Here is a 25327-nt window from a genome sequence, read left to right as displayed (position 1 = left end):
ATTAGTTTCGCAGGGCGCTATTTGCCAGACGTGCATCTTCAGCCTGGCAAGCCGCTGCGGTGAACAGCACGTCAGTTGAAGAGTTCAGTGCGGTTTCGCAGGAGTCCTGCAACACGCCGATGATAAAGCCGACGGCAACCACCTGCATGGCGATATCGTTCGGAATACCGAACATATTACAGGCCAGCGGGATCAGCAGCAGAGAACCACCTGCCACGCCTGATGCACCACAGGCACAAAGTGATGCAACTACGCTCAACAGCAGCGCCGTGGGCAGATCCACCGGAATACCCAGCGTATGGACCGCAGCCAGCGTCAACACGGTAATGGTAATGGCTGCGCCTGCCATATTGATCGTCGCCCCTAGCGGAATAGAAACGGAATAGGTATCGCGGTCCAGATTTAGCTTTTCACACAACGCCATGTTTACCGGAATATTCGCCGCCGAGCTACGGGTGAAGAAGGCGTATACACCGCTTTCGCGCAGGCACAGCAGCACCAGCGGGAATGGGTTACGACGAATTTTCCACCATACCAGCAGCGGGTTAACCACCAGCGCCACCAGCAACATACAGCCAACCAGCACCACCAGCAGTTGCGCGTAGCCCCACAGGGTGGAGAAACCGGTGGTTGCCAGCGTTGAAGCTACCAGACCAAAAATACCGATTGGTGCGAAACGAATCACCAGTTTCACCATAAAGGTAACGGCATTCGACATATCGTTGACCAGGTTTTTGGTGGTTTCGTTACCGTGACGCAGAGCGAAACCAAGGCCAATGGCCCACACCAGAATCCCGATGTAGTTACCTTTCAGCAGGGCGTCGATGGGGTTGGAAACCATGCTCAACACCAGCCCTCGCATCACTTCCACAATGCCTGACGGCGGGGAAATATCGCTCGCGCTACTGGACAAATGCAGGGTCGAAGGGAAGGTGAAGCTGAAGACAACTGCAGCCAGCGCGGCAGAGAAAGTACCCAGCAGATAGAGGAACAGAATAGGGCGGATATTGGTTTTCTGCCCGTGCTGGTGGTTAGCGATGGAAGCCATTACCAGCATCAGCACCAGAATTGGCGCTACAGCTTTCAATGCACCGACGAACAAAGTGCCTAACAGACCGACAGCTTCAGCGGCCGGTTTTGAGATCCATGCCAGGAGAATCCCCAGAACAAGGCCGACCAGGATTTGTTTTACCAGGCTGCCCTGAGCCAGACGCCGGAATAGCCCCGGTGAACGTTGCGTAGTCATTTTTCGATCCTTTCGTTGTGTTGTCGCACATCCCTAGTGCGTTCTGTCGACGCATCTTTCAGGATGTAACAAAGTGTTTGCCAAGTCGAGTATAAGGAAAGTTACAGCTTCGGGAAGCGAAAAATGCTGGATTTTAAAGAGAGGTCATGTTTTGCAACTTAATGGTTACATTTATTTGACATAAGCAGAGGGAAGGACTGGCTACTAAGGCTGATTAGATGACATATGGGCAAAACAATTTGGAATATGAGAACGGTTGCGCTCCTTTAATGTGCAATGCCATATAAAGTCACTGGCGCGGGGAGCGCGCAGGGGGCGGCCAATCGCTGCCGCCCCCTGCACCCGTGCGGTCTTTTTGTAAAGAGCTATAAGCCGATTACATAATTAGTAGCTCATCTTTGTCTGGAATGAGTTATCTCCAGTAATGGCTTAATATACAGCGAATCATTCTCCCCGCTGCTTATCATGCCGATAATTCACCCACGCGTTGATAATAAATGTCATCACCAGAATGCCAAACACCACGCCCAGCGAAACGGCGATCGGAATATGGTAGAAGTCGACAATCAGCATCTTGATACCGATAAACACCAGAATCACTGCCAGACCATATTTGAGCATCGAGAAACGCTCTGCTACGCCCGCCAGCAGGAAATACATCGCACGCAGGCCGAGGATCGCAAACAAGTTTGAGGTCAGCACAATAAACGGGTCGGTGGTAACGGCGAAGATAGCCGGAATGCTATCCACGGCGAAAATCACGTCGCTCAACTCCACCAGAATCAGCACCAGCATCAGCGGCGTGGCATACAACAAGCCATTCTTACGCACAAAGAAATGCTCGTTGTCGATGGTGTCAGTCATACGCAAATGACCACGCAGCCAGCGCACCAACGGCTTGTCGCCAATCCCTGATTCATCTTCATGGGCGAGTGCCATCTTCACGCCGGTAAACAGCAGGAAGGCGCCGAAGATATACAGGATCCAGTCGAACTGCGAAATCAGCCAGCTGCCAGTGAAGATCATGATGGTACGCAGAACAATCGCCCCGAGCACGCCATACACCAACACGCGCCGTTGTAATGCCGCCGGAACAGAGAAATAGCTGAACAACATCAGCCAGACAAAGACGTTATCAACCGCCAGCGATTTCTCAATCAGATAACCGGTGAGGAAGGCCAGTGCCTGCGGGTCCGCGACTTCGCGCCCCTGCGTCTGGACTAAATACCACCAGAAAGCGGCGTTAAACAGTAACGAAAGGGTCACCCACACCAGCGACCAGGCCGCAGCCTGTTTCATGGTCATGGCATGCGCGCCACGACGCCCCTGCAGTAACAGGTCGATAGCCAGCATAATGGCGACAACAACAGCGAATCCGCCCCATAGCAATGGCGTGCCGACAGTATTCATAGAAGTTCCTTACACATAAAAAAACGGCCAACGTCGGAAGACGTCAGCCGCTGCTTTTTATGCATAGACCTCGCCTTCCGGCAAGGTCTCACTTACAACAAAAAAGGAATACGTCTGCGTATTCCTTTCGGGTTGCCCGGTGACCGGATGTGTTTTTTCACACATCGTAATGACGATCGACCGGCAATGAAGTTACTCCCCTTTGCAGGTAACAAAGTATGACAGACCATTCATCCAGTCAATGGTCTGTTACATGCCTTTTACACTGCTTTACGGTAACCATTATTGTTTTACGCTATCTGCCGGAAAAATCACCCCAGTCTGGCGGCGGATCTCGGTCAGCAGTTTGGCAGTGATGCGACTAACCGCCAGCCCCGGATGATTAATCAGATGCTCATCCACCAGTTCAGCAAACAGTTCTGCTTCGTAGAGCATGGTATTAATATGCTGTGGCTGAGTGAGATCCTGCATCTGGCTGCCGCGCGGCACAAAGCAGACTTTCTGGCATTCAGAGAGTTTTTCAATCACCAGCGATCCCGCTTCGCCCTGAATCTCGCTCGCCAGGACAGAATCACTGACTTTTGAGTGCTGCAACGTAACGCTGAAATCACCGTAATCCATCACCACCACGCCGTGGGCATCCACGCCACTTGCCAGCAAACTGGCGGTTGCCTGCACGCTTTTCGGTTCACCAAATAAAGCCACCGCCGACGCCAGGCAGTAAAAGCCGATATCCATAATTGAACCGTTAGAGAATGCCGGATTAAAGGTGTTGGGATTCTCACCATCCAGATAACGTTGATAACGCGAGGAATACTGGCAGTAGTTGAAAAAGACTTTCCGCAGTTTGCCGACTTTTGGCAGCGCCTGGCGTAACAGATGAAAGTTAGGCAGGCAGGCCGTTTTAAATGCTTCAAACAGCACCACCTGATTTTCCCGCGCACAGGCAATGGCGGCATCCACTTCCGCCAGATTCGACGCCAGCGGTTTCTCGCAAATCACATGAATTTTGTGGCTAAGGAAAAGCTGCGTCTGGGCAAAATGCAGGGCATTCGGGCTGGCAATATACACCGCGTCAATGGCATCGCTTTCCGCCATCGCTTCCAGCGACGTAAACAGATGCTCGACAGAAAACTCATTGGCGAAGTGCTGGGCCTGTTCAAGGCTGCGCGAATAGACGGCGGTTAACTTATATTTACCGCTCTCATGTGCGGCCTCCACGAACTGGTGAGTGATCCAGTTCGTACCAATCACAGCGAAACGTATCATAACGCGTGGATACTCCATAAAGGGATTCTGCCGTCAATGTAGCACGCCTTTTTCATCTTCGACGTGCGCGGATACGCATTATTTCTGCGCCGGACAACCATGCTCGCTAAAGGGCCCAATCATGACCGACGGCCCGAGATATTTTGGCTGACGATGGAGGATTTTTGCGTCTATCACCGCTCTAACCCTGGCGAGTTTCTCCCGCAGCTGAGTATACAAACCGTGCTTCATATTCAGGTCTGGCGCGTTAAACCCGATAGCATCGATACCGTACTGTTTTGCCAGCCAGATGGCGCGTTGGTTATGAAATTCCTGCGAGATAATGGTGATATGGTTCTCCCCAAACACTTTATTGGCACGAACCACTGAATCAAGCGTTGAGAATCCGGCATAGTCACAGAAGATCACTTTTGCCGGTACGCCCTTAGCGATCAAAGCCTGCTGCATGCCTGACGCTTCATCGTAATTTTTACGTCCGTTGTCGCCACTGACCAGCAACCATTTCACTTTTCCTGCGTGGTACAACTCTGCGGCGGTATCAATACGTCGGGTAAAGTAGCGATTACCTGGCCTTGCTCCCAACAATAAACCCACGTTACGTGCCGGAATAGCGTTGACGTCACTCCAGGTGAGTTGTTGGCTGGCGTTGACCATTGCCCGATCGGCGATAAAAATCGTCGCGCCTGCCACAAGCAACAGAAAACAGGCAATTTTGAGAGTCCGGCGAGAAAAACAAATACGGCGAAGAAGGCGGGCGAATGCGCGCAGCATGGTCGTTATCCTTAACGATAGAGGGGAGGTCGATTTTAGGCGCTAAAGGAGGAAAAGATAGCGCCTGAGATCATTTTCAGATTTTGTCTTGTCCCAGTGACAGTTGCGTCAGCCACAGGCGAGTGTCGAACTCAAGCTGGTGGTACTGCGGTTCCATATGGCAGCACAACTGGTAAAACGCTTTGTTGTGCTCTTTCTCCTTCAGATGCGCCAGCTCGTGCACCACAATCATGCGCAAAAACGGTTCTGGCGCGTTGCGAAACACGGTGGCGACGCGGATCTCCGCCTTCGCTTTCAGCTTGCCGCCCTGCACACGTGAAACAGCGGTATGTAACCCGAGCGCGTTTTTCAGCACGTGGATCTTATTGTCATACATCACTTTATTGATCGGCGGGGCATTGCGCAGAAACTGATTTTTTAGATCCTGGGTATATTGCCAGAGGGCTTTATCGGTGGCGTAGTCGTGCGTTCCCGGATAGCGTTTTGCCAGCACATCGCCCAGACGCTGTTCATTAATCAGCGTGCGCACCTGGGAAAGCAGCTGCTCGGGATAACCCTGAAGATAAGTAAGATTGCTCATAACCGCCCACGAAAAAGAGAAAAAGGGTATACTCACGCACCCTTTTCAGGGGCAACGTCGAAATTTTATCATTCAGGAGGGCCGATGAGCCACTTAGACAACGGTTTCCGTTCACTGACACTACAACGTTTTCCGGCGACGGATGACGTTAACCCGCTACAGGCGTGGGAAGCGGCGGATGAATATTTGCTGCAACAGTTGGACGATACAGAAATCCGCGGCCCGGTGTTAATCCTGAATGATGCTTTTGGCGCGTTAAGCTGTGCGCTGGCGGAACATAAGCCGTACAGCATCGGCGACTCATACATCAGCGAACTGGCGACACGCGAGAATTTACGCCTCAACGGGATTGATGAGTCGAGCGTGAAGTTTCTTGACAGCACCGCTGACTACCCGCAACAGCCGGGCGTGGTGCTGATCAAAATACCGAAAACACTGGCATTGCTTGAGCAGCAACTGCGTGCGCTGCGCAAAGTGGTCACGCCGGAAACACGCATTATTGCCGGTGCCAAAGCCCGTGACATTCACACCTCCACGCTGGAACTGTTCGAAAAAGTGCTCGGCCCGACCACCACCACGCTGGCATGGAAAAAAGCGCGCCTGATTAATTGCACTTTCAATGAACCGCCGCTGGCCGATGCGCCGCAGACCGTTAGCTGGAAGCTGGAAGGTACTGACTGGACTATCCACAACCATGCGAATGTCTTCTCCCGCACCGGGCTGGATATTGGCGCGCGCTTCTTTATGCAACATCTGCCGGAAAATCTCGAAGGGGAGATTGTCGATCTCGGCTGTGGTAACGGCGTTATTGGCCTGACGCTGCTTGATAAAAACCCGCAGGCGAAAGTGGTGTTTGTCGATGAATCACCGATGGCGGTTGCTTCCAGCCGTTTGAACGTCGAAACCAACATGCCAGAGGCGTTGGATCGCTGCGAGTTTATGATCAACAACGCGCTCTCCGGCGTGGAGCCTTTCCGCTTTAATGCTGTGCTCTGCAACCCGCCGTTTCATCAGCAACATGCGCTAACCGATAACGTCGCCTGGGAAATGTTCCACCACGCCCGCCGCTGCCTGAAAATCAACGGCGAGCTGTATATCGTTGCCAACCGTCACCTGGATTACTTCCATAAACTGAAGAAGATTTTCGGCAACTGCACCACTATTGCGACGAATAATAAATTTGTGGTGCTGAAAGCAGTGAAGCTGGGGCGTCGTCGATAAGATTGGGAGTTACCTGCCGGATGCGGCGTAAACGCCTTATCCGACCTACGTTCAGCACGTTACCCGTAGGCCGGATAAGACGCGGCAAGCGTCGCATCCGGCAATGTCTGCCCAGTTCTGGAATCGCGCTTCCATAAAACAAAAAATCCCAGTCACATCCTCTGCATTCTCTTGTTTAGCGTTGTTCAACGTTTATTCTTCCGTCACGCAGATAAAATCATCCGTTGCCAATCTGTCAACGGGTGTTATCATATTGCCAATTTGTCAACGGACGTGATGAAGAATGCACCTGATAACTCAAAAAGCATTGAAAGATGCTGCGGAAAAATACCCGCAACATAAAACGGAGTTGGTGGCTCTGGGGAACACGATTGCTAAGGGATATTTCAAAAAACCTGAGTCATTAAAAGCAGTATTCCCATCTCTGGATAACTTCAAATATCTGGATAAGCATTATGTTTTCAATGTTGGGGGCAATGAATTACGTGTTGTAGCAATGGTCTTTTTTGAATCGCAAAAGTGCTACATACGTGAAGTTATGACGCACAAAGAATACGATTTCTTTACCGCCGTTCATCGTACTAAGGGGAAAAAATGATTGCGATTGCCGACATCTTGCAAGCAGGAGAAAAGCTAACCGCTGTGGCACCTTTTCTGGCGGGTATCCAGAACGAAGAACAATACGCCCAGGCGCTGGAACTGGTCGATCATCTGCTGCTCAACGATCCTGAAAACCCCTTGCTGGCTCTGGTGTGTGCCAAAATAACCGCGTGGGAAGAATCAGCGCCTGAATTTGCTGAATTTAATGCCATGGCTCAAGCCATGCCTGGCGGTGTTGCTGTGATTCGTACACTGATGGATCAATACGGTTTAACCCTTTCTGATCTGCCGGAAATTGGCAGTAAATCGATGGTGTCACGCGTTTTGAACGGAAAGAGAAAATTAACGCTGGAACACGCTAAAAAACTGGCAACGCGATTCGGCATTTCCCCTGCATTGTTTATTGATTAACGCGGCCTGCCGGATGCGGCGTAAACGCCTTATCCGGCCTACGTTCAGCACGTTACCCCGAGGCCGGATAAGACGCGGCAAGCGTCGCATCCGGCACTTCATGCACGATTTAAATCTCCAGCGCCAGCCGTGTCCCCTGCGCGATCGCCCGTCGTGCGTCCAGCTCCATAGCCACATCGCAGCCGCCAATTAAATGCACGGTTTTCCCGCTATCAATCAGCGGTTGCGCCAGCGCGCGGTTTGGCTCTTGCCCTGCGCAGATCACCACATGATCCACTGCTAACACCTGCGTTTCGCCATTTATCACCACATGCAGCCCGTCATCGTCGATCTTCTGATAACTTACGCCAGGGATCATTTTCACGCCGCGCGAGAGCAGGGTGGTGCGATGGATCCAGCCCGTAGTTTTGCCCAACCCTTGTCCTGGTTTGCTGGCTTTGCGCTGGAGCATCACAATTTGCCGTGGGCTACGGGGGATCTGCATGCCTTGCGGACTCAAACCTCCAGCCTGTTGCAGGCTACTGTCGATCCCCCACTCATTACAGAACTCGGCGATATTCTGGCTGGTGGATTCGCCCGGCTGACTTAAATACATCGCCGTATCAAAACCAATCCCGCCACAACCGATGATGGCAACTTTGTTGCCCACCGGCGCTTTGTCGCGCAGTACATCGAGATAACTCAACACCTTCGGGTGATTGATCCCGTCAATGGGCGGAATTCGCGGTACGATCCCGCTAGCGAGGATCGTTTCATCGAACGCCTGTAACTGATCCGCCGTCACGGTGTGATTGAGTTTTAGCGTCACGCCCGTCACTTCGATCATGCGGCGGTAATAGCGCAGCGTTTCGTAAAACTCCTCTTTGCCGGGGATCTGTTTGGCGATATTAAATTGCCCGCCGATCTCGCTGTGAGCGTCAAATAACGTTACCTGATGACCACGCGCCGCCGCGTTAATGGCAAACGCCAGCCCTGCCGGACCTGCACCGACTACCGCCAGATTTTTTTTCTGCATGGCGGGAAGGATTGGCATTTTGGTTTCGTGGCAGGCGCGAGGATTCACCAGGCACGAGGTGACTTTGCCAACGAAGATCTGATCGAGACAGGCTTGATTGCAGCCAATACAGGTGTTGATCTCATCGGCTCGTCCCGATTGCGCTTTTGATAGCAGCTCCGCATCAGCGAGAAACGGTCGCGCCATCGACACCATATCGGCATCACCGCGCGAGAGAATGTCGTCGGCAACCTGCGGATCGTTAATCCGGTTGGTGGTCACCAGCGGCAGCGAAACGTGGCCTTTCAGTTTGCGCGTGACCCAGCTAAAGGCACCGCGCGGCACGGGCGTGGCGATGGTCGGAATACGCGCTTCATGCCAGCCAATGCCGGTGTTGATAATGGTCGCGCCCGCCGCTTCAATGGCCTGCGCCAGCTCTACCGTTTCGGCAAAAGTACCGCCGCCTTCGACCAGGTCGAGCATCGACAGTCGGTAGATAATAATGAAGTCGTTGCCAACAAGTTCGCGCACCGCACGCACTACTTCTACGGCAAATCGCATCCGATTGCGGTAATCGCCGCCCCACTGGTCACTACGCTGATTGGTGCGCAGCGTCAGAAATTCGTTGATCAAATACCCTTCGGAACCCATTACCTCTACACCGTCGTATCCGGCCTCCCGCGCCAGTTGTGCGCAGCTGGCGAAATCGTCGATCAGTTGCAGGATCTCTTCATGGGTGAGTTCGTGAGGAACGAAACGGTTGATGGGGGCCTGCAATGCGGAGGGAGCGACCAGATGCGGTTGGTAGCTGTAGCGCCCGGTATGCAAAATTTGCAGGGCGATTTTGCCACCTTCCTGATGTACCGCTTCGGTAATGGTGCGATGGTGTGGGGTCTGGCTGGCGTCGTTGAGCATTGCGCCGCCTTCCATGCCAACGCCTGTTAAATCTGGTGCAATGCCGCCGCTGACGATCAGCGCCACGCCGTGACGGGCGCGTTCGGCATAAAACGCTGCCAGCCGCTCGGCACCGTCCGGGTATTCCTCCAGCCCGGTGTGCATTGAGCCCATCAGCACGCGGTTTTTTAACGTGGTAAAACCTAAATCAAGCGGGGCGAACAGCGACGGGTAGCTCATAAAATTGTCCAGTATGTAAAATAATTGTTATGTGGTCGGATGAGTTCTAATTTAGCCGTCGTCGGGGAAAAGGGAAAAGGGGAATGCGGGGTTTGTGATGGGATTCAAAAAGAATACGCCCGGTGGTAACGCCGGATGCGACGCTTGACGCGTCTTATCCGGCCTACGGGAACGTACATGTAGGGCGGATAAGGCGTTTACGCCGCATCCGCCAGCCGTTGCAAATTACTGCTTACGGAAAAAATCGTTATACAACATATACAAATGCGCGGCACTCCAGGAGAAATTTGGTGCGCCTTGCTGTGCGCCGGTCAGCGGGTTGTAATTTTCCTGAATCGGGCCATCGGCGGTTAACCCTTTGGCGTGCCGGAAGAACGTATCCGCCAGCTTCAGGGCATCATCGCGATAACCGTAACGCTCCATCCCTTTCAGACCAAACCAGAACTGATCCACCCATACGCGCCCGCGCCAGTAGATATCCGCGCCAAAGGCCGGGTTGGTTAACGCCGCCGTTCCCAGCGGGACAAAGGTGTTGAACTCTTTAGGATCGAGCATCACCTTCACCACCGCGTCGGCGTTGGCCTGCGTTGCCGCACCGTTAAACAGCGGCGACCAGCCTTCCGGCCCTTTACCGCGCTCAACAATCGGTTTGCCCGCGCAGCCGTTCGCCAGCGGTTTATCTTCAATGCGCACGTCATAGTAGAACTGTGTAGTCGGGTCGAACATACAGGTGTTGATGTAGTCCGCGAGCTGCTGTGCCAACTGGCGATAGTGCTTAGCCTCTTCCGACTTACCGAGGATGGTTGCCATCTCCGCCAGATAATGATTATCGCTGTACATATAGCTGGCCTGATCCACCGACTCCTGCAATAGCGAGTAGCCCAGCAACGTTCCGTCCTGACTGCGGTTTTCGGCGAATTTCACCGTCCAGTCGCTACGTTTGCCGCCATTAGCGACATATTTATCCAGCTGTTCTTTGTCGATAAACCCAAAGACGGCGGCATCATCACGGCCCGATTCCCACGACGCAGCGACCTGTGCCGGAATTTCCAGACTGTCGTACTGGCCTTTCTCCACCACGTGGGCGTAGTTGTTCAGCCCAGACTGCGTCTCTTCTTTGTCACCTTTTTTCACCGTAAACAGCATCTCGCCATTCTCAGTGTTGTGGGCTTTGTCGCGGGTCGCGCCATATTCCGGCACGCCGTTGCCGTTATGATCGCGGTTACGTAACCACCAGTCGTGATAGGCCACCAGTTTCGGGTACATCTCTGCCAGCCAGGTTTTATCCTGGGTGACGTTATACACTTCCATCACCGACCAGGCGGCAAGGCTGGGTTTGGTGTTACGTTCGTTCCAGTTGCCACCATCGCCGCCACGCTCGGGGCTAAGGTTCCACGCTATCAGGTCGGGGACAAAGCCCACATCCTGTGGACGCACGGTGTCGCCAGGTTGGATCTGCCAGGAGAAGACCGCGCGGATATTCTCTTTGGCGATGTCCGGATTGAAATGCGCCATCGCAAACGCCTGCTTCCAGGTATCCCACGGCCAGGTCTGATTGCCGGAGAACCAGCGTCCGGTCACCGACGGCGTGACGGTGTTATATTTCACCGCGCCGCCCGGTGAGCGCCAGTTACCGTTGAGCGTTTCGATTGCTTTTACCGCGACGCGCGTCTGTTCCGGCGTCGCATCCGGATTGGTTAACCCTTTCTTCAGGTACTCTTCCCAGCGTTGCTGCGAGGCGGTGAGATAAAACGCCGGACGCGCCAGAATATCGCGGATCTGCATCTGCTCTTTGCTAACTTCCTGGGCGGTCAGCAGGTGGGAATAGGTGGTATAGAGCGTGGTTGAACCGTTGATATGCGCCTTACTGGTAAAGCGATTACCGTTGATTTCAGTCTGCACCGGCAGGGATTTATGCACCTGATATTCCGATTCGCCGGAGGTCAGCAGATCCCAGGTGGCGCGCACTTTGCCAAAGGTGACTTTCAGGCCATCACGGGTGGCGCTGATTTTGCGCTGATAGTCAGGGTACTCGCCAGCAATGGTTTTATCGGAAAGCGGTTTCCCTTCTTTCGCTTCCAGTTTTTCCAGCAGTTCGCCGTCCCACACCAGATCCAGCGGTTTATTGCTGATGATTTTAGTTTCCAGTAGTGACGTGCGCGGCGTGGCGAAGCGCAGAGTCATTTCGACCTGCACATCTTTTGCTGTCAGTTTTTGCACCAGCGCGCCGGGAATACTGTATGCCTCCAGCGTGAAGTCGACTTTCTTGCCGTCCTGCCAGACGGTCAGGCGGTCGAAATTGCTGGCCATAAAGTTGATGTATTCTTCCGTCAGCAGCGCTACACCCGGAAAACCGCCCATGGTGTTCGGGCCGTCTGGCAACAAGTGACCATGCCAGGCTCCGAGATCGAAAAACGGATTAAAACGCTGGTGGTCGTCGTAATCGTAATCCTTCATGTACTGCGGCGCGCCGGTACGGTTAATCACGTTTTTATAATTGTCGGCGTTGGCGGCATGGGCGGAAAAACTCATCAGCAGGGCACAGGCTACTGGTGTTAAAATAGTTTTGATTTTCATGAGATTACTGTCCTTATTACCAGTAGAAATATTGCATCAGGAAGATTTGGTCGCTGGGATCGTGAGAGGCATTTTTCATGTAGAAGCGGCTATCAAAAGCCGTTGCGAAACGTCCGCCGCCGTATTCGTACCAGATACCAAACTGCATGAAAGAGGTGGTTTCATCATCAGCGTGGTCAGGGCGATGTTTGGCGTAGGTGTAAGCGGTGGAGAGATAAACGCCCTTTAACGCTTCATACATGGCGCTCACCATCATCCCGCTCTCACTTCCTGGTACGTCCAGCCCGTCGGCGCGTCCGGTATGGTGCCAGGCGCGAGCGGCAAAGTTAGGGGTAAGCAGGCCCGTCAGATAGAGTTGTCCGGTGCCGTCGGTGATTTCCAGACCGTTCATCCAGGTGATGCCTTCGGCAAGGTCATACTGGATGTAACCGTTCATCATTGCCGGATAGGTGTATTTGTCGTCGTAGCGATCGTATTTGCCAAAATGTAGCCAGGCTTTGCTTTCGTCATGATGTCCGGCAGGTGTGGCGGTGACGCTATAACGAAAGTTGCCGCTTAAGTTCTGTACCTTCAGCGCGGTCATAATGTCGCGGGTATTGGGAATGACGTAGCCCAGATCGGGCGTGAAATCGCCCCACCATTGCAGGTCATCCAGCGAGGAATCCTGACGCAGACTGAGCATGATTTCGGTGCCATCGTTGGTACGATAACCGCCATAAAAACGGTTAATCCCACCTTCGAAACCGCCCCAGCTATGGTCAGGCACCCAGGCATTACCGTCGTGGTCGGCCTGCACGGTCCAGCCTTCGCCGTAAATCAGGCCGAACCAGGAGCCGTACTTCATCTCCAGACCACCTTCAATATAGGTACCGTCGCTGTATTTATGTTTATTCTCACCCTCTAAATCCATATATCCACCAACCCCTAATTCGCCGTAAAAACGAAATGAAGGAGAAGATGTTGAGGTAATTGCGGGTGTTTTTGTGTCGTCATGTTCTGCCGGACGTACTTCTTCGCCCATCGCAGAAAAGGCATAGCAAAACGGCAGAGCAAGTAATGCTCTGCATGGTGCACTGATTAATTTCATTGTGTTAATCCATGAGCTAAAGAAAAAGTACAGCCTTTTATCGTTGTAATTATAAAAATAGAAAGGCAGAAACTATTTTCCCTCTCCCCATCCAGGAAGAGGGAAAATGCCTGCTCATTTTTTATTAGTCTGCTTAATCAACATTGCTGGCTGGCGTCGCTTCAATATGGCGCTCTTCAGCCGTTAATCCCTTTATATATTTACTGTATTTCCACCACGCAAATCCGAGGAAGATAACAATACCGCCGACGTTATAAAAAATGATGGTCAGAATATTCGCGCCAGTCGGGAATGTCGAAGCGACAAACCCTACGGCAAATATCGCAATCAGCATTGAAACAATGATAATACCGGTGCGGCGGGAGCCCATACGGAAATCGCGTGGCAGGTGATCTAATTTGGCGCGTAAATTCAGGTAAGCCAGCATGATGAATAACGGCGGAAGCATGGACGCTGCGGCAGTCATATTAATAATGGTATTCATCAGATCCTGCACGGTATTGGAACCGAGCATCGGGATAATCATCAGCGGGATGACGATCAGGAACTGGATCCACGCCGCGCGCGCCGGAACGCCGTTTTCGTTAAGTTCGACGGTTTTCTTACCAAAGATGCCTTCCGGGATTTCGGAGAAGAAAATTTTCACCGGTGTTGCGGTCCACATCAGCAGGGAGCCGAACATCGCGGTAAAGGACACCAGACCGACAAAGCGATTCATCAGCGCTTCCGGTAGACCAAAATACGCCGCCATGCCGTGGAATACCTGCACCGATCCACCGGTAAATTTCAACTCTTTGCTGCTGACGAAGACGTTAATCAGCACTGAGGAGACGGAATACAGTACGCCGATAAAAATCCCGGCGATGATGATCACTTTAACGAACGATTTCGAACCGCCTTTGACGTCGTTAACGTACACCGCGACGGACTCCGCGCCACCTGCGGCCATAAAGATCCAGGTGGTAACGCCGAGGAACGCCCAGTTGAAGTTCGGGATCATCGCGTCAACGGTGATCGGATCGGCAGGCTGTACGCCGCCAACCAGTGCCGTACCTGCCAGTAAAATGTAGGAGAGCGTTAACAGCAGCATCAGCGTTGAAGTGACGGAGGTGATTGGCCCCAGCATTTTCGCCCCGTTGGTGGAAACCCAGGTGGAGAAGGCGAATAGCACCATACTAATAATAGTGGTGGCAATCGGCGTCATAATATATTCGTAGCCGAGGAAGGCATACGAAGCATAAGCAATAACGCGCGGCAACAGCGAGGTGAAAAAGAACAGATTTACGAACCAGTAGGTATAGGCAGTAATAAATGCCCAACGTCCGCCCAGCGAACTTTTTACCCATGCGTAGACACCAGCTTCTGAGTTTTTATTTAACGAAACAAATTCTGCGATAATCAAACAGAAGGGAATAAAATAAAAAATCGTCGCGAGGAAAAACATCGGTGCCGAGGCCAGTCCAAGCTCAATATTATTATTGATAACGTTATTAAAGCTGTAAACGGCGGCAAAAGTCAGCGAGAGCAAGCCGAATTTGCCGATTGTATTACGTTTGGTATCAGACATAACACATCTCCGAAAATGAGTAGGGTAGAGGTGGTGGCAAACTCCTTTTGCCGCCGTAATTGTTATTTGTTATGGAAATAACCATCTTCGATGGTGACTTTGAGAACCACTTTTTTGACCGCGTTATTGCAGATAAACCGATATGCTTCATGGATATCGCAAATAACGATTTGCCCTTCGTGGACCTCTACGGTTTCTCCGCAGCCTTTTAAATATTCACGGTCAGTTTCATCGCGATAATATTCCACTACCTGTAACGTCTCTTTCGGCGCATATTCAATTTTTTGCTGCCCTTGCAGGTAGTAATGCACTTCAAAATAGCGACGATGCCCGGTAAATAGCGCATCGGTCGCGGAGTCTGTCTCCACGCGGTAAGTCAATGAGTCACCGATGGAGTGGGCGACGCCAGGCTGAATGTTGTCGATATTTTCAATCGCTTCAACGCAGCGTTGCCACTTCTTGCCAGAGGCGTAAATCTGGCGGAACTGTTCTAAGTTATCGATGATCCTCATTGCTTATTCTCGCTGTGCAAATTCGTGGAAAAGAACCCTGCGCCGAACTCATACGACGCCAGGCTTTGCGCGGTAGCTTCTCCGCCAGAAACCGGCAGCAACGTAAAGCCGTAGCTGAAGTCACGGAACCAGACGCGCCAGGAGTCCAGCACCTCGCTGCCCCAGGAGTTAGAGCCGAGGCCAAGCAGCTGGTGGTCGAGATTCAGGGTGATGTCATCACTGCGCTGCAGCTCGTTACAGTGCTGGGCAGCGTGGATGTTTTCCTGGGTATAGTGCCAGGCGCTGAAGTTAATTGGGCGCTGCGGAACCACCAGCAGACCGTTGCCGTGGCGGTTAGTCAGTGCCGTCCAGCGGACATGCTGACGGTTGCCGTTGTTCTGCGGGAAGGGATAGTTCTCGAACATGGCATCGACGGTGCTGCGCCAGATATCGATGATGTTAGCCTGCTGGCTGTCGGCGTAGTTTTCGCCCGGTCCACGTCCGTAATACGCCACCTGGTCGTATTCGCCGTTAATTCCCATGGTGAAACCGATGCACGGAATGATGTGCGGATAGTCGCCATAACGTTCGCCGGAAAGCGCCACGTTAACCTGGCCATCGGCAGCGATGCGCCAGATGTAGGTGCAGCGCATCCCGAAGTCAAACACCGGTGGGGCAATAACCGTGCGGCTGATGATCAACACTTCACCATCGCTCTGTTCTACGGCAAAGTCGCGCAGATGTTCCTGCATGATCTGCAAATGATTCGGTTGCCACAGTCCTTCGTACTCCTGCTTGTGGTTGTCGATCATTGGTTTGAAGAAATTGATCTTTGGCTCGCGAGTCAGCAGCGATTCGCCATTCACCTGCCAGGATGTCGGTTTGCCACTCATTTTTGAGAAGGTGATCGCGAAGTTGTAGCCGCGAACGGTGCAGCTCAATCGATCGTCTTCCAGCGTCAGCGGACGCGCATTATTCGGCGCGAAAGGCACTGGCTGCGCGGTGTTTTCCTTCAGCGGGAACTGATACGTGGCGATAGGGTGTCCGGCTTCGCTGTAGCGGGTGCGGGAATCTTTGGTCACCGTAATGTTGAGAAACGCTTCGCGGGCGTCCAGCTGCGGCAGCGTGATCTGTAAGGGGGCTTCGCTGTTCGGCGCAACGTCGCGCAGTTTAATCTGCTGCGTCGCGAGCGTTTCACCTTCGGCGCGCACCTCTGCGTGCAGGGTGTAGTCATCAAGCGTGGTAAACCACAGTTTATTTTCGACTTTCAGCTCGCCGCGAGTCAGATCCAGCGCGTGGATTTTTACCGGCGCAATAACCTGTTTGTACTCTTTCAGGCCCGGTCCCGGCGTCTGATCGGAATAGATCAAACCATCAAGACAGAAGTTATAGTTGTTGGGATAGTCGCCGTAGTCGCCGCCGAATTTATACCAGACATTGCCGTTGTCATCCTGCGCCTGGATCCCGTGGTCGCACCATTCCCAGACATAATGGCCCTGAATGCAATCGTGCTTATAGAAAACGTTCTGGTATTCCGTCAGCCCACCAGGTCCGTTCCCCATCGCATGAGCGTATTCGCAGATGATGCGCGGCTTCGGATGCGGGTATTCACCAAACTCATTCATCAGCGGCACGCGGGTGTACATGGTGGAAATAATATCAACCACTTCAGCATCGCGATCTTCTTCGTAATGCACCAGTCGCGTGTCATCCAGCGCCTTCGCTGCGTGGTACATCGCGCGGATGTTACAGCCGTAGCCGGATTCATTGCCCAGCGACCAGATGATGATCGACGGATGGTTTTTCTGCGCGTGAATATGGCGAACAATGCGCTCGACGTAGACTTTTTCCCACTGCGGATCGTCGGTAATGCGGCTGATATCGCCGACATTAGCAAAGCCGTGCGATTCGACATCGGTTTCCGCCATCACAAACAGGCCGTAGATATCACACAGTTCGTAAAAACGCGGATCGTTGGGGTAGTGAGCGGTACGCACGGAGTTGATGTTGTGCTGCTTCATCAACTGGAGATCTTTCTCGACGCGATCCATCCCAACGGCGCGGCCTTTGCGATGATCGTTGTCGTGGCGGTTGACGCCGTGCAGCATCACATAACGGTTATTGATCCAGAACAGACCGTCACGCACTTTGATATCACGGAAGCCAACGCGTTGTGGCACCACTTCCAGAACGTTGCCGTTGGCGTCTTTCAGCGTCATGACCAGATGGTAAAGATAAGGGGATTCTGCTGACCATTGTTGCGGCTGTTCGACAGTAAAAGCAAAGCTGGCGCTGGTCAGTTTTTCAATTGCCAGATGATCAATGGCGCTGCTGTGCACCACACGCTCGCCGTCGAACAGGGTATATTCCAGCGTCGTGACGACAGGGGAGGCTGCGAGATTTTCCAGTACCACTTCGCAGGATAGCGTGGCATCGCAATAGGCTTCGTCAAAGTCGGTGCGCACGGTGAAATCGTTAATATGCGTGAGTTGTTTTCCGACCAGATAAACATCGCGGAAAATCCCCGCTGACCACCACATATCCTGGTCCTCCACGTAGGTGGAGTCCGCCCATTGCATCACGCGCACACATAACAGGTTGTCGCCGGTTTTAACCATCGAGCTGATGTCAAACTCTGCGGTCAGTCGACTGCCCTTGCTGAAACCAACATACTGACCGTTAACGTAGACTTCAAAATAGGTTTCGACGCCGTCAAATTTAATCAGGGTCTGTTTACCCTGCCAGCCGTCGCTGAGGGTGAAAATACGTTGATAGGCACCGGTTGGGTTATCGCTGGGGACAAACGGCACATCGATGGGGAACGGAAAACCTTCGTCGGTATATTGCAGTTTGCCGTGACCTTCCATTTGCCACATGGCGGGGACGGTAATATGCCCCCAGTCAGCCATTAACTCAGAGGTGAAGGCTTCTGGCACTTGCAGCGGATGGTCAAAAAAGTGGAAATTCCACTGACCGCTTAAGGGCAGAAACAGGCTGCTGGTTTCACGGGCAAAAGTACGCGCCTGCGCAACAGAGTCATATGAAAAAAAGTACGCACGCGGAGCAAGTCGGTTTTCGTGGGTGAGCTGAATGTTTTCCCAGCGATTCATAGGGCCTCCCGGTAGAGAGAAATCGGAACCATTCATGGTGATGGTAGTTTGTGTAATTGCTGGGGAGTTTAGTAAAATTTTTACTAAAATGTAGCGAGTAAATGCATTTACTTTAACTGGATCACGAAAATAAACGGCAGCACTGTCCGGCAAAAACGATTGCCGGACAGTGTGTAAGGGGATTTAACGGGTCGTGCCGCGCAGTTTTAATTTGCTGGGAACGAAGACTAATAGCGGCAGCGCGCGACCATCGCGGGCTTTTTCATACACCAGGTTAACGCCCTGGCTTCCCATCATTTCGGAATGGATGCGCACGGTGGAGAGCGGCGGAAAGGTAAATCGCGCGGTGGGGATGTCGTTCACGCTGATAAGCGAAATATCCTGTGGGATGTTCAGACCACGTTCATGAATTGCCCGCAGTACGCCGATAGCAATGGAATCGGAAGCAACAAACAGTGCCTTCGGATAGTCTTCCCGCGCCAGCATCTGTTTTGCCAGTTCATAGCCCGACGAACTGGAAAAACCGCCGCGCCAGATATCCTCTTCGCGTACCACTTGTTTCAGTCGGCCATATTCCGCAAAGGCGACCTCACGAATATCCGCCTTGCCAGGCAAGTCCTCGCCGCCAATAAAACCAATGCGATTAACGCCCTGATCGATATAGAAGTCGATGATTTCTTTACTGATGCGTGCCAGATCGATATCTACTGCATCGTAATTACTGCCGGGTTCGTGAAAGTCGATAAAACAGATATTGTCGGTCAACGCGCTGGCAGCGGCGCGCAGGGCGGGCGTGGGTTTGCCGACAATTAAAATACCGGTGACGTTTTTAATGTCTGGTAAGCCGCTGTGTTCATAACAATTGGTCAGTTCGATCGCCAGCTTTTCGCACTGGGTTTCAATGCCGTGGCGGATCGCCAGATAGTAAGGATCGTTGATCTCCAGCTCCTGCTGGTAGCTGTAGATAGCCAGAATATGGTGTTGGTTGACTGCACCTGTCTGGAGTTTACGGGCACTACTGGTCTTGTACTCCAGCTTTTCGGCGATCTCGAGAATGCGATGTTTCGTCTCTTCTTTCACATTCAATGTCGGATCGTCATTTAAGACCCTGGATACTGTCGCCAGGGATACGCCAGCTTCGATTGCGATGTCTTTTAGTGTTGCCATGTTTACCTTTTTTACTTTCCCTGATGTGCGCCCCCATTGTAGAGGAAGTGCTTATCGGGTCACCTGTTTTCAGTAAATAAAGCGCGTTTCTTTGACGCTGTAACGGTAACACAGCGGCTTACGAATGTGATCACGCCTGCATTCTCCATTTTTAGCCTACAGGATTGAGAAAAACTTTTGCTATAGTTTAGTAAAATTTTACTCGAAGGGAGGAAGCAATGGAAACCGTGGCTTACGCTGATTTTGCACGTCTGGAAATGCGCGTCGGAAAGATTGTGGAAGTGAAACGCCATGAAAACGCCGACAAGCTGTACATCGTACAGGTTGATGTGGGTGAAAAAACGCTGCAAACCGTGACCAGCCTGGTGCCGTACTACAGCGAAGAAGAGCTGATGGGGAAAACGGTGGTGGTCTTATGCAATCTGCAAAAAGCGAAAATGCGCGGTGAAACGTCGGAATGCATGCTGTTGTGTGCGGAAACCGATGACGGCAGTGAAAGCGTGCTGTTAACGCCGGAGCGGATGATGCCTGCGGGCGTACGTATCGTATAAATAGATCGGATGGCGACGTCGTATCGCCATCCGATTTGATATTACACTTCTTCGACACTTACTCGCATGGCCGCCAGCGCCTTACGCGCCGCTTTGATCACCAGTTCACACTGTTCAATGGTCAGTGTCAGTGGCGGTTCAATGCGGATCGTTTTGGCGTTATTGAGCGTTCCGGCCACCAGTACGCGCTGGCGGAACATCTCGCTGGCAAAGTTATAGCCGATTTCGTTATCAACAAACTCAATCGCCATCAACATCCCTTTACCACGCGCTTCCTGCACCAGATCGGGATATTCCCGCGCCAGTTGACGGAAACCGTCCAGCAACATATCGCCTTTTTGTTCTGCCTGAGCCGGTAAATTCTGCTCCAGCAACACATTGATGGTCGCCAGCGCCGCCGCACAGGCCAGCGGGTTGCCGCCAAAGGTGGTGGTATGCAGGAACGGGTTGTCGAACAGGACAGAGAACACCTCTTCAGTGGCGATGGTTGCGCCAATCGGCATCACGCCGCCGCCGAGGGCTTTTGCCAGACACAGGATGTCCGGCTGTACGTTCTCATGTTCGCAGGCAAACATCTTGCCCGTACGCCCCATGCCCGTTTGTACTTCATCGAGGATCATCAGTGCGCCGAACTCATCGCACAGCTTACGCACGGCGGTGAGATATCCCGGCGGCGGCAGAATTACGCCACCTTCACCCTGAATCGGTTCGAGGATCACCGCAGCCACATCATCACCGGTTTTTTTGCACTCGTTAAGAGCCGTGCGCATGGCTTCGATATTGCCAAAAGGCACATGACGGAACCCTGGCAGCAGTGGCATAAACGGTTTGCGGAAGGTCGATTTCGCCGTGGCCGACAGCGCGCCAAGTGATTTACCGTGGAACGCGCCGCTGGTGGCAATAAAAGTAAACTTGCCGCGCGGTGACTGGTAAGCTTTCGCCAGCTTCAGCGCTGCTTCAACGGACTCGGTGCCGCTATTACAGAAGAAGCTGTATTTCAGTTTACCGGGCGTTAGCGCAGCAAGGGTTTTCGCCAACATCGCCCGTAACGGATCGAGCAGCTCCTGGCTGTGCAGCGGTTGTTTCGCAAGTTGATTCTGTACGGCGGAAACCACAACTGGATTACGGTGCCCCACGTTGAAAATTCCAAAACCTCCCAGGCAGTCGATAAACTCCTGTCCCTGGGTGTCGACAAGCGTATTTAAACCTCCCGCTTGCCACTCTACGGCTCCGTAATCCCCGCCGGCGGTAACAGATTTGCGATACTCTAAAAACCCCGGATTGACATGCTCTTTGAAGTATTCAATCACTTCTCGGTTAAGTGCTTTCATCTCCTCATGATCCAGCGTTCGCTTCTCAATGAGATTCAGGGCGTGGGCGCTGCACGCTAAAGCCGATGCGCTCGAAGGTAACCTGTTCAAAATATGCTCCGGAGGCTCGCGTATCACATGATACCGATTTAAGTATTGCAGGGATTGCGCCACTCCGGCTGCGATCGCGAAAATCGGGATAAACACAAATCGCATTATCATTTGCGTAACATTTAATGCTAAACGTTAACTGTTGTCGTTATTTTGCACGATTTTATCGGGGGTGAATTTTGCTATCGCTGCGCAAATGCACTCTTTCAGGGCAATAAATGCCTGATTTTTGGGCAAGATAATTAACGGCTTCGGATAATAACAGAGTGAAAGTATTTTAAATCAATGGATTAGAGCTTGTGCTTAGATCGCAAATTGCGATCTAAATCAAATTAAAGTGCTAAAGATAACCGCGCCGGGGCCGACATAACCTCCGACAAGAAGTTAACAACCATATAACCTGCACAGGACGCGATTATGTCTTCTCATCCGTATGTCACCCAGCAAAATACCCCGCTGGCTGACGATACTACCCTGATGTCCACTACCGATCTGCAAAGCTATATCACCCACGCCAATGATTCTTTTGTACAAGTAAGCGGCTATACCTTGCAGGAGTTACAGGGCCAGCCGCACAAGATGGTGCGTCACCCGGATATGCCAAAAGCGGCGTTTGCTGATATGTGGTACACCCTGAAAAAAGGGGAACCCTGGAGCGGTATCGTGAAAAATCGCCGCAAAAATGGCGACCATTATTGGGTGCGGGCCAATGCGGTGCCGATGGTGCGCGAGGGCAAAATTAGTGGCTATATGTCGATTCGCTCCCGGGCGACGGATGAAGAGATCGCGGCGGTAGAGCCGCTGTATAAGGCGCTGAACGCTGGACGTACCAATAAACGTATGCATAAAGGGCTGGTGGTACGTAACGGTTGGTTGGGAAAACTGCCGTCATTACCGCTTCGCTGGCGAGTGCGTGGAGTGATGACACTGATGTTTATCGTGCTGGCGGCCATCCTCTGGTTTGCCGCTGCCCCGGTGGTGACGTATTTCCTCTGTGCGTTAGTGATGTTGTTGGGAAATGCCTGTTTTGAAAGGCAAATTGTACGCCCGATAGAAAATGTCGCCAGCCAGGCACTGAAGGTGGCTACCGGAGAACGTAATAGTGTTGAGCATTTGAATCGCAGCGATGAGCTGGGGCTGACATTACGCGCGGTAGGGCAGCTTGGCCTGATGTGTCGCTGGTTGATTAATGATGTCTCAAGCCAGGTTTCCAGCGTCAGAAACGGTAGTGAGGCGCTGGCAAAAGGCACTGATGAACTGAACGAGCATACTCAGCAGACGGTAGATAATGTCCAGCAAACTGTAGCGACCATGAACCAGATGGCGGCGTCGGTGAAACAGAACTCAGCCACAGCATCGGCTGCCGATAAACTTTCTATCACCGCCAGTAATGCGGCTGTGCAGGGTGGGGAAGCGATGACCACGGTGATCAAGACGATGGACGATATCGCCGACAGTACCCAGCGCATTGGCACCATTACTTCGCTGATTAACGATATTGCGTTTCAGACCAATATTCTCGCCCTGAATGCGGCGGTGGAAGCGGCGCGTGCCGGAGAACAGGGCAAAGGTTTTGCAGTGGTGGCAGGGGAAGTGCGTCATTTAGCCAGCCGCAGCGCCAATGCTGCCAACGATATCCGCAAGCTAATTGATGCCAGTGCTGATAAGGTGCAATCCGGTTCGCAGCAGGTACACGCCGCCGGACGGACGATGGATGATATTGTGGCGCAGGTAAAAAACGTCACGCAGTTGATCGCCCAGATTAGCCATTCAACGCTGGAACAGGCCGATGGGCTTTCCAGCCTGACCCGTGCGGTGGATGAACTTAACCTGATCACGCAGAAAAACGCCGAGTTGGTGGAAGAGAGTGCGCAGGTGTCGGCGATGGTGAAACACCGCGCCAGCCGACTGGAAGACGCGGTGACGGTGCTGCATTAATCGGTATGCCGCATCCGGCGGTTGAAGCACGATGCCTGATGCGATGCTGGCGCATCTTATCAGGCCTACGGGCGCGTAGGCTGGATAAGGCGTTCACGCCGCATCCGGCAATCGGTGATTAATCCAGTTGCGTAATATCAAAAGCGGCGCGGTCGATCACCGCAATGATCTTTTTTATCTGCGCGTCGCTGATGTCGCTCTGATTGACGCGTAAATCCAGCACCGCTTTAAAATTATCCAGCGCTCGCTTCATTTGCGGGTTCTGGCGCAGCGCCGCGCCAACGCAACGTGCTTTGATGCGTTCTTCAATCATCTCCACCTGTTCGCGGTTTTCTTCCAGCCACTGCGCGCCCTGTTCGGTCAGCGCAATCTGCTTCTTACCACCTTCCTCTTCGCGGATGGTAATCAGTGACTGCTCCTGCAGAAAATCCAGCGTCGGGTAGATGACGCCTGGGCTTGGGGTGTAATTCCCCTGGGTCAGATTCTCAATCGCTTTAATCAACTCGTAACCGTGGCTGTCATCGCGCGAGAGAATATCCAGAATCACCAGACGCAATTCACCGTGACCAAAGAAACGTTGCCGACGACCGCCGCCGCGACGCCCCCCGCAGCATTGACCGTGTTCATGCTGGTGACCGTGTCCGCAGTGCTCGTGCTCTGACTTCTCACCTTTGCAGCAGCCTTCATGGCGTGGCTGGCCTTCATGTTTACAACACCCTTCGTGATGATGGCTCATATCAGCCTCCTTTTGCTTAATTAGATATATCTAATTTATATCTGATGTGAGAGTTCTTGCAAGTGTAAAAATGATTTTTAAACGCAGATGTACTCAACATCCAGGCCGGATAAGGCGTTCACGCCGCATCCGGCAGCCTTGCTATGGCGCTGAATGCCTTCACATACTTCAGATATATCAGTTCTACAAATCGCTTGCATTTATCATGATTAACAATCATTATCATTTGCGAAATTTATTTAGATATATCTGATTACCATCACGAAGGCGATAACAATGAATAACTCCCCCCGCTACCCGCAGCGCGTTCGCAATGATCTGCGCTTCCGTGAACTGACTGTGTTACGCGTTGAGCGCATTAGCGCCGGTTTTCAGCGCATTGTCCTCGGCGGCGAGGCGCTGGACGGCTTTACGTCGCGCGGCTTTGACGATCACAGCAAACTCTTCTTTCCTCAATCTGACGCTCACTTTGTGCCGCCAACAGTAACGGAAGAGGGGATCGTCTGGCCGGAAGGACCACGCCCACCGTCGCGTGACTATACGCCGCTGTATGACGAACAACGCCATGAACTGGCGATCGATTTCTTTATTCACGACGGTGGGGTCGCCAGCGGCTGGGCGATGCAGGCGCAACCGGGTGATAAACTCACGGTGGCAGGACCGCGTGGTTCGCTGGTGGTGCCGGAAGATTACGCGTATCAGCTGTATGTTTGCGATGAGTCCGGGATGCCCGCACTACGCCGCCGCCTGGAAACGTTGAGCAAACTTGCTGCTAAACCGCACGTTACCGCGCTGGTCAGCGTGCGGGATAACGCCTGTCAGGATTATCTCGCGCACCTTGATGGTTTTAATATCGAATGGTTGGCGCATGATGAGCAGGCGGTAGATGCGCGTCTGGCGCAGATGCAAATCCCTGCCGATGATTACTTCATCTGGATAACCGGTGAAGGGAAGGTGGTGAAGAATTTAAGCCGTCGCTTTGAAGCGGAACAGTATGACCCTCAACGGGTACGCGCAGCGGCTTACTGGCACGCGAAGTAACTGAT

General features: G+C 52.5%; 20 protein-coding genes. 6 read left to right on the top strand and 14 right to left on the bottom strand.

Translation table 11 applies throughout. From position 1 onward, the window contains the following. Position 1: 1 nt before the first annotated feature. The 5 genes from sstT to FEK66_RS15290 all read right to left on the bottom strand — a co-directional run bounded on the left by sstT (position 2) and on the right by FEK66_RS15290 (position 5276). Positions 2-1246 carry a serine/threonine transporter SstT gene (gene sstT / locus FEK66_RS15310; RefSeq protein WP_135495184.1) on the bottom strand — a complete coding sequence of 415 codons (1245 nt, stop codon included), beginning with the start codon at positions 1244-1246 and terminating at the stop codon, positions 2-4. A gap of 444 nt (positions 1247-1690) precedes the next feature. After that, complete coding sequence (alx, locus tag FEK66_RS15305; RefSeq protein ID WP_001098819.1) at positions 1691-2656, bottom strand: TerC family membrane protein Alx; 966 nt, start codon at positions 2654-2656, stop codon at positions 1691-1693. Positions 2657-2938: 282 nt separating this feature from the next. After that, positions 2939-3925, bottom strand: a complete 987-nt coding sequence (locus tag FEK66_RS15300; RefSeq protein ID WP_130210402.1) for a Gfo/Idh/MocA family oxidoreductase — start codon at positions 3923-3925, stop codon at positions 2939-2941. 78 nt (positions 3926-4003) lie between these two features. Beyond that, a complete protein-coding gene (locus FEK66_RS15295; protein ID WP_130210404.1) occupies positions 4004-4696 on the bottom strand; it encodes a vancomycin high temperature exclusion protein in 693 nt (230 codons plus the stop codon). A gap of 76 nt (positions 4697-4772) precedes the next feature. After that, positions 4773-5276, bottom strand: a complete 504-nt coding sequence (locus tag FEK66_RS15290; protein ID WP_001295542.1) for a M48 family metallopeptidase — start codon at positions 5274-5276, stop codon at positions 4773-4775. Positions 5277-5360: 84 nt separating this feature from the next. Between FEK66_RS15290 and rlmG the strand changes: the two genes are divergently transcribed. The 3 genes from rlmG (at position 5361) to higA (ending at position 7508) form a co-directional block, all read left to right on the top strand. Beyond that, complete coding sequence (gene rlmG / locus FEK66_RS15285) at positions 5361-6497, top strand: 23S rRNA (guanine(1835)-N(2))-methyltransferase RlmG (RefSeq protein WP_130210408.1); 1137 nt, start codon at positions 5361-5363, stop codon at positions 6495-6497. Between the two features lie 283 nt (positions 6498-6780). Then, on the top strand, positions 6781-7095 hold the full coding sequence (higB, locus tag FEK66_RS15280) for a type II toxin-antitoxin system toxin HigB (RefSeq protein ID WP_000550189.1): 315 nt from the start codon (positions 6781-6783) through the stop codon (positions 7093-7095). Then, the gene (gene higA / locus FEK66_RS15275; RefSeq protein ID WP_130210410.1) at positions 7092-7508 is read left to right on the top strand and encodes a type II toxin-antitoxin system antitoxin HigA; all 417 of its coding nucleotides are present in this window, start codon (positions 7092-7094) and stop codon (positions 7506-7508) included. The genes higB and higA overlap by 4 nt, the downstream gene beginning before the upstream one ends. Positions 7509-7617: 109 nt before the next feature. Here higA and fadH read toward each other — a convergent pair whose 3' ends face one another. The 7 genes from fadH to ebgR all read right to left on the bottom strand — a co-directional run bounded on the left by fadH (position 7618) and on the right by ebgR (position 19635). Next, positions 7618-9636, bottom strand: coding sequence for an NADPH-dependent 2,4-dienoyl-CoA reductase (gene fadH, locus FEK66_RS15270; RefSeq protein ID WP_135495183.1), 2019 nt, complete (start codon positions 9634-9636; stop codon positions 7618-7620). A gap of 225 nt (positions 9637-9861) precedes the next feature. Continuing rightward, a complete protein-coding gene (ygjK, locus tag FEK66_RS15265; RefSeq protein ID WP_135492997.1) occupies positions 9862-12213 on the bottom strand; it encodes an alpha-glucosidase in 2352 nt (783 codons plus the stop codon). A 16-nt stretch (positions 12214-12229) separates the two neighbouring features. Beyond that, positions 12230-13300 (bottom strand): protein YgjJ, encoded by a 1071-nt coding sequence (ygjJ, locus tag FEK66_RS15260; RefSeq protein WP_138211491.1) that lies wholly within the window; start codon positions 13298-13300, stop codon positions 12230-12232. Positions 13301-13433: 133 nt separating this feature from the next. After that, positions 13434-14867 (bottom strand): amino acid permease, encoded by a 1434-nt coding sequence (locus FEK66_RS15255; RefSeq protein ID WP_135495182.1) that lies wholly within the window; start codon positions 14865-14867, stop codon positions 13434-13436. A 62-nt stretch (positions 14868-14929) separates the two neighbouring features. After that, positions 14930-15379, bottom strand: a complete 450-nt coding sequence (locus FEK66_RS15250; RefSeq protein ID WP_001219954.1) for a beta-galactosidase subunit beta — start codon at positions 15377-15379, stop codon at positions 14930-14932. Next, positions 15376-18468, bottom strand: a complete 3093-nt coding sequence (gene ebgA / locus FEK66_RS15245; protein WP_135495181.1) for a beta-galactosidase subunit alpha — start codon at positions 18466-18468, stop codon at positions 15376-15378. Before ebgA ends, FEK66_RS15250 begins: the two co-directional genes overlap by 4 nt. A gap of 183 nt (positions 18469-18651) precedes the next feature. Continuing rightward, positions 18652-19635, bottom strand: a complete 984-nt coding sequence (ebgR, locus tag FEK66_RS15240; RefSeq protein ID WP_130210420.1) for a transcriptional regulator EbgR — start codon at positions 19633-19635, stop codon at positions 18652-18654. A 218-nt stretch (positions 19636-19853) separates the two neighbouring features. Here ebgR and FEK66_RS15235 point away from each other — a divergent pair, with 218 nt between their 5' ends. After that, positions 19854-20186, top strand: coding sequence for a tRNA-binding protein (locus FEK66_RS15235; protein ID WP_000450588.1), 333 nt, complete (start codon positions 19854-19856; stop codon positions 20184-20186). A 41-nt stretch (positions 20187-20227) separates the two neighbouring features. Here FEK66_RS15235 and ygjG read toward each other — a convergent pair whose 3' ends face one another. Next, positions 20228-21607, bottom strand: a complete 1380-nt coding sequence (ygjG, locus tag FEK66_RS15230) for a putrescine aminotransferase (protein WP_130210422.1) — start codon at positions 21605-21607, stop codon at positions 20228-20230. Positions 21608-22024: 417 nt separating this feature from the next. Between ygjG and aer the strand changes: the two genes are divergently transcribed. After that, positions 22025-23545, top strand: coding sequence for an aerotaxis sensor receptor Aer (aer, locus tag FEK66_RS15225; protein ID WP_135495179.1), 1521 nt, complete (start codon positions 22025-22027; stop codon positions 23543-23545). Positions 23546-23663: 118 nt separating this feature from the next. On the opposite strand, the gene nfeR is transcribed toward aer, so the two are convergent. Further along, positions 23664-24281 carry a DNA-binding transcriptional regulator NfeR gene (gene nfeR, locus FEK66_RS15220; RefSeq protein ID WP_130260140.1) on the bottom strand — a complete coding sequence of 206 codons (618 nt, stop codon included), beginning with the start codon at positions 24279-24281 and terminating at the stop codon, positions 23664-23666. A gap of 276 nt (positions 24282-24557) precedes the next feature. Here nfeR and nfeF point away from each other — a divergent pair, with 276 nt between their 5' ends. Then, positions 24558-25322, top strand: coding sequence for an NADPH-dependent ferric chelate reductase NfeF (gene nfeF / locus FEK66_RS15210; RefSeq protein WP_131160935.1), 765 nt, complete (start codon positions 24558-24560; stop codon positions 25320-25322). Positions 25323-25327: the final 5 nt, after the last annotated feature.

Origin of the sequence: Escherichia sp. E1130 (assembly GCF_005781065.1) — a bacterium.
Lineage (GTDB): Bacteria > Pseudomonadota > Gammaproteobacteria > Enterobacterales > Enterobacteriaceae > Escherichia.
The sequence above is the reverse complement of the archived record's forward strand: the minus strand, read 5'-3'. Positions and strand labels throughout refer to the sequence as shown.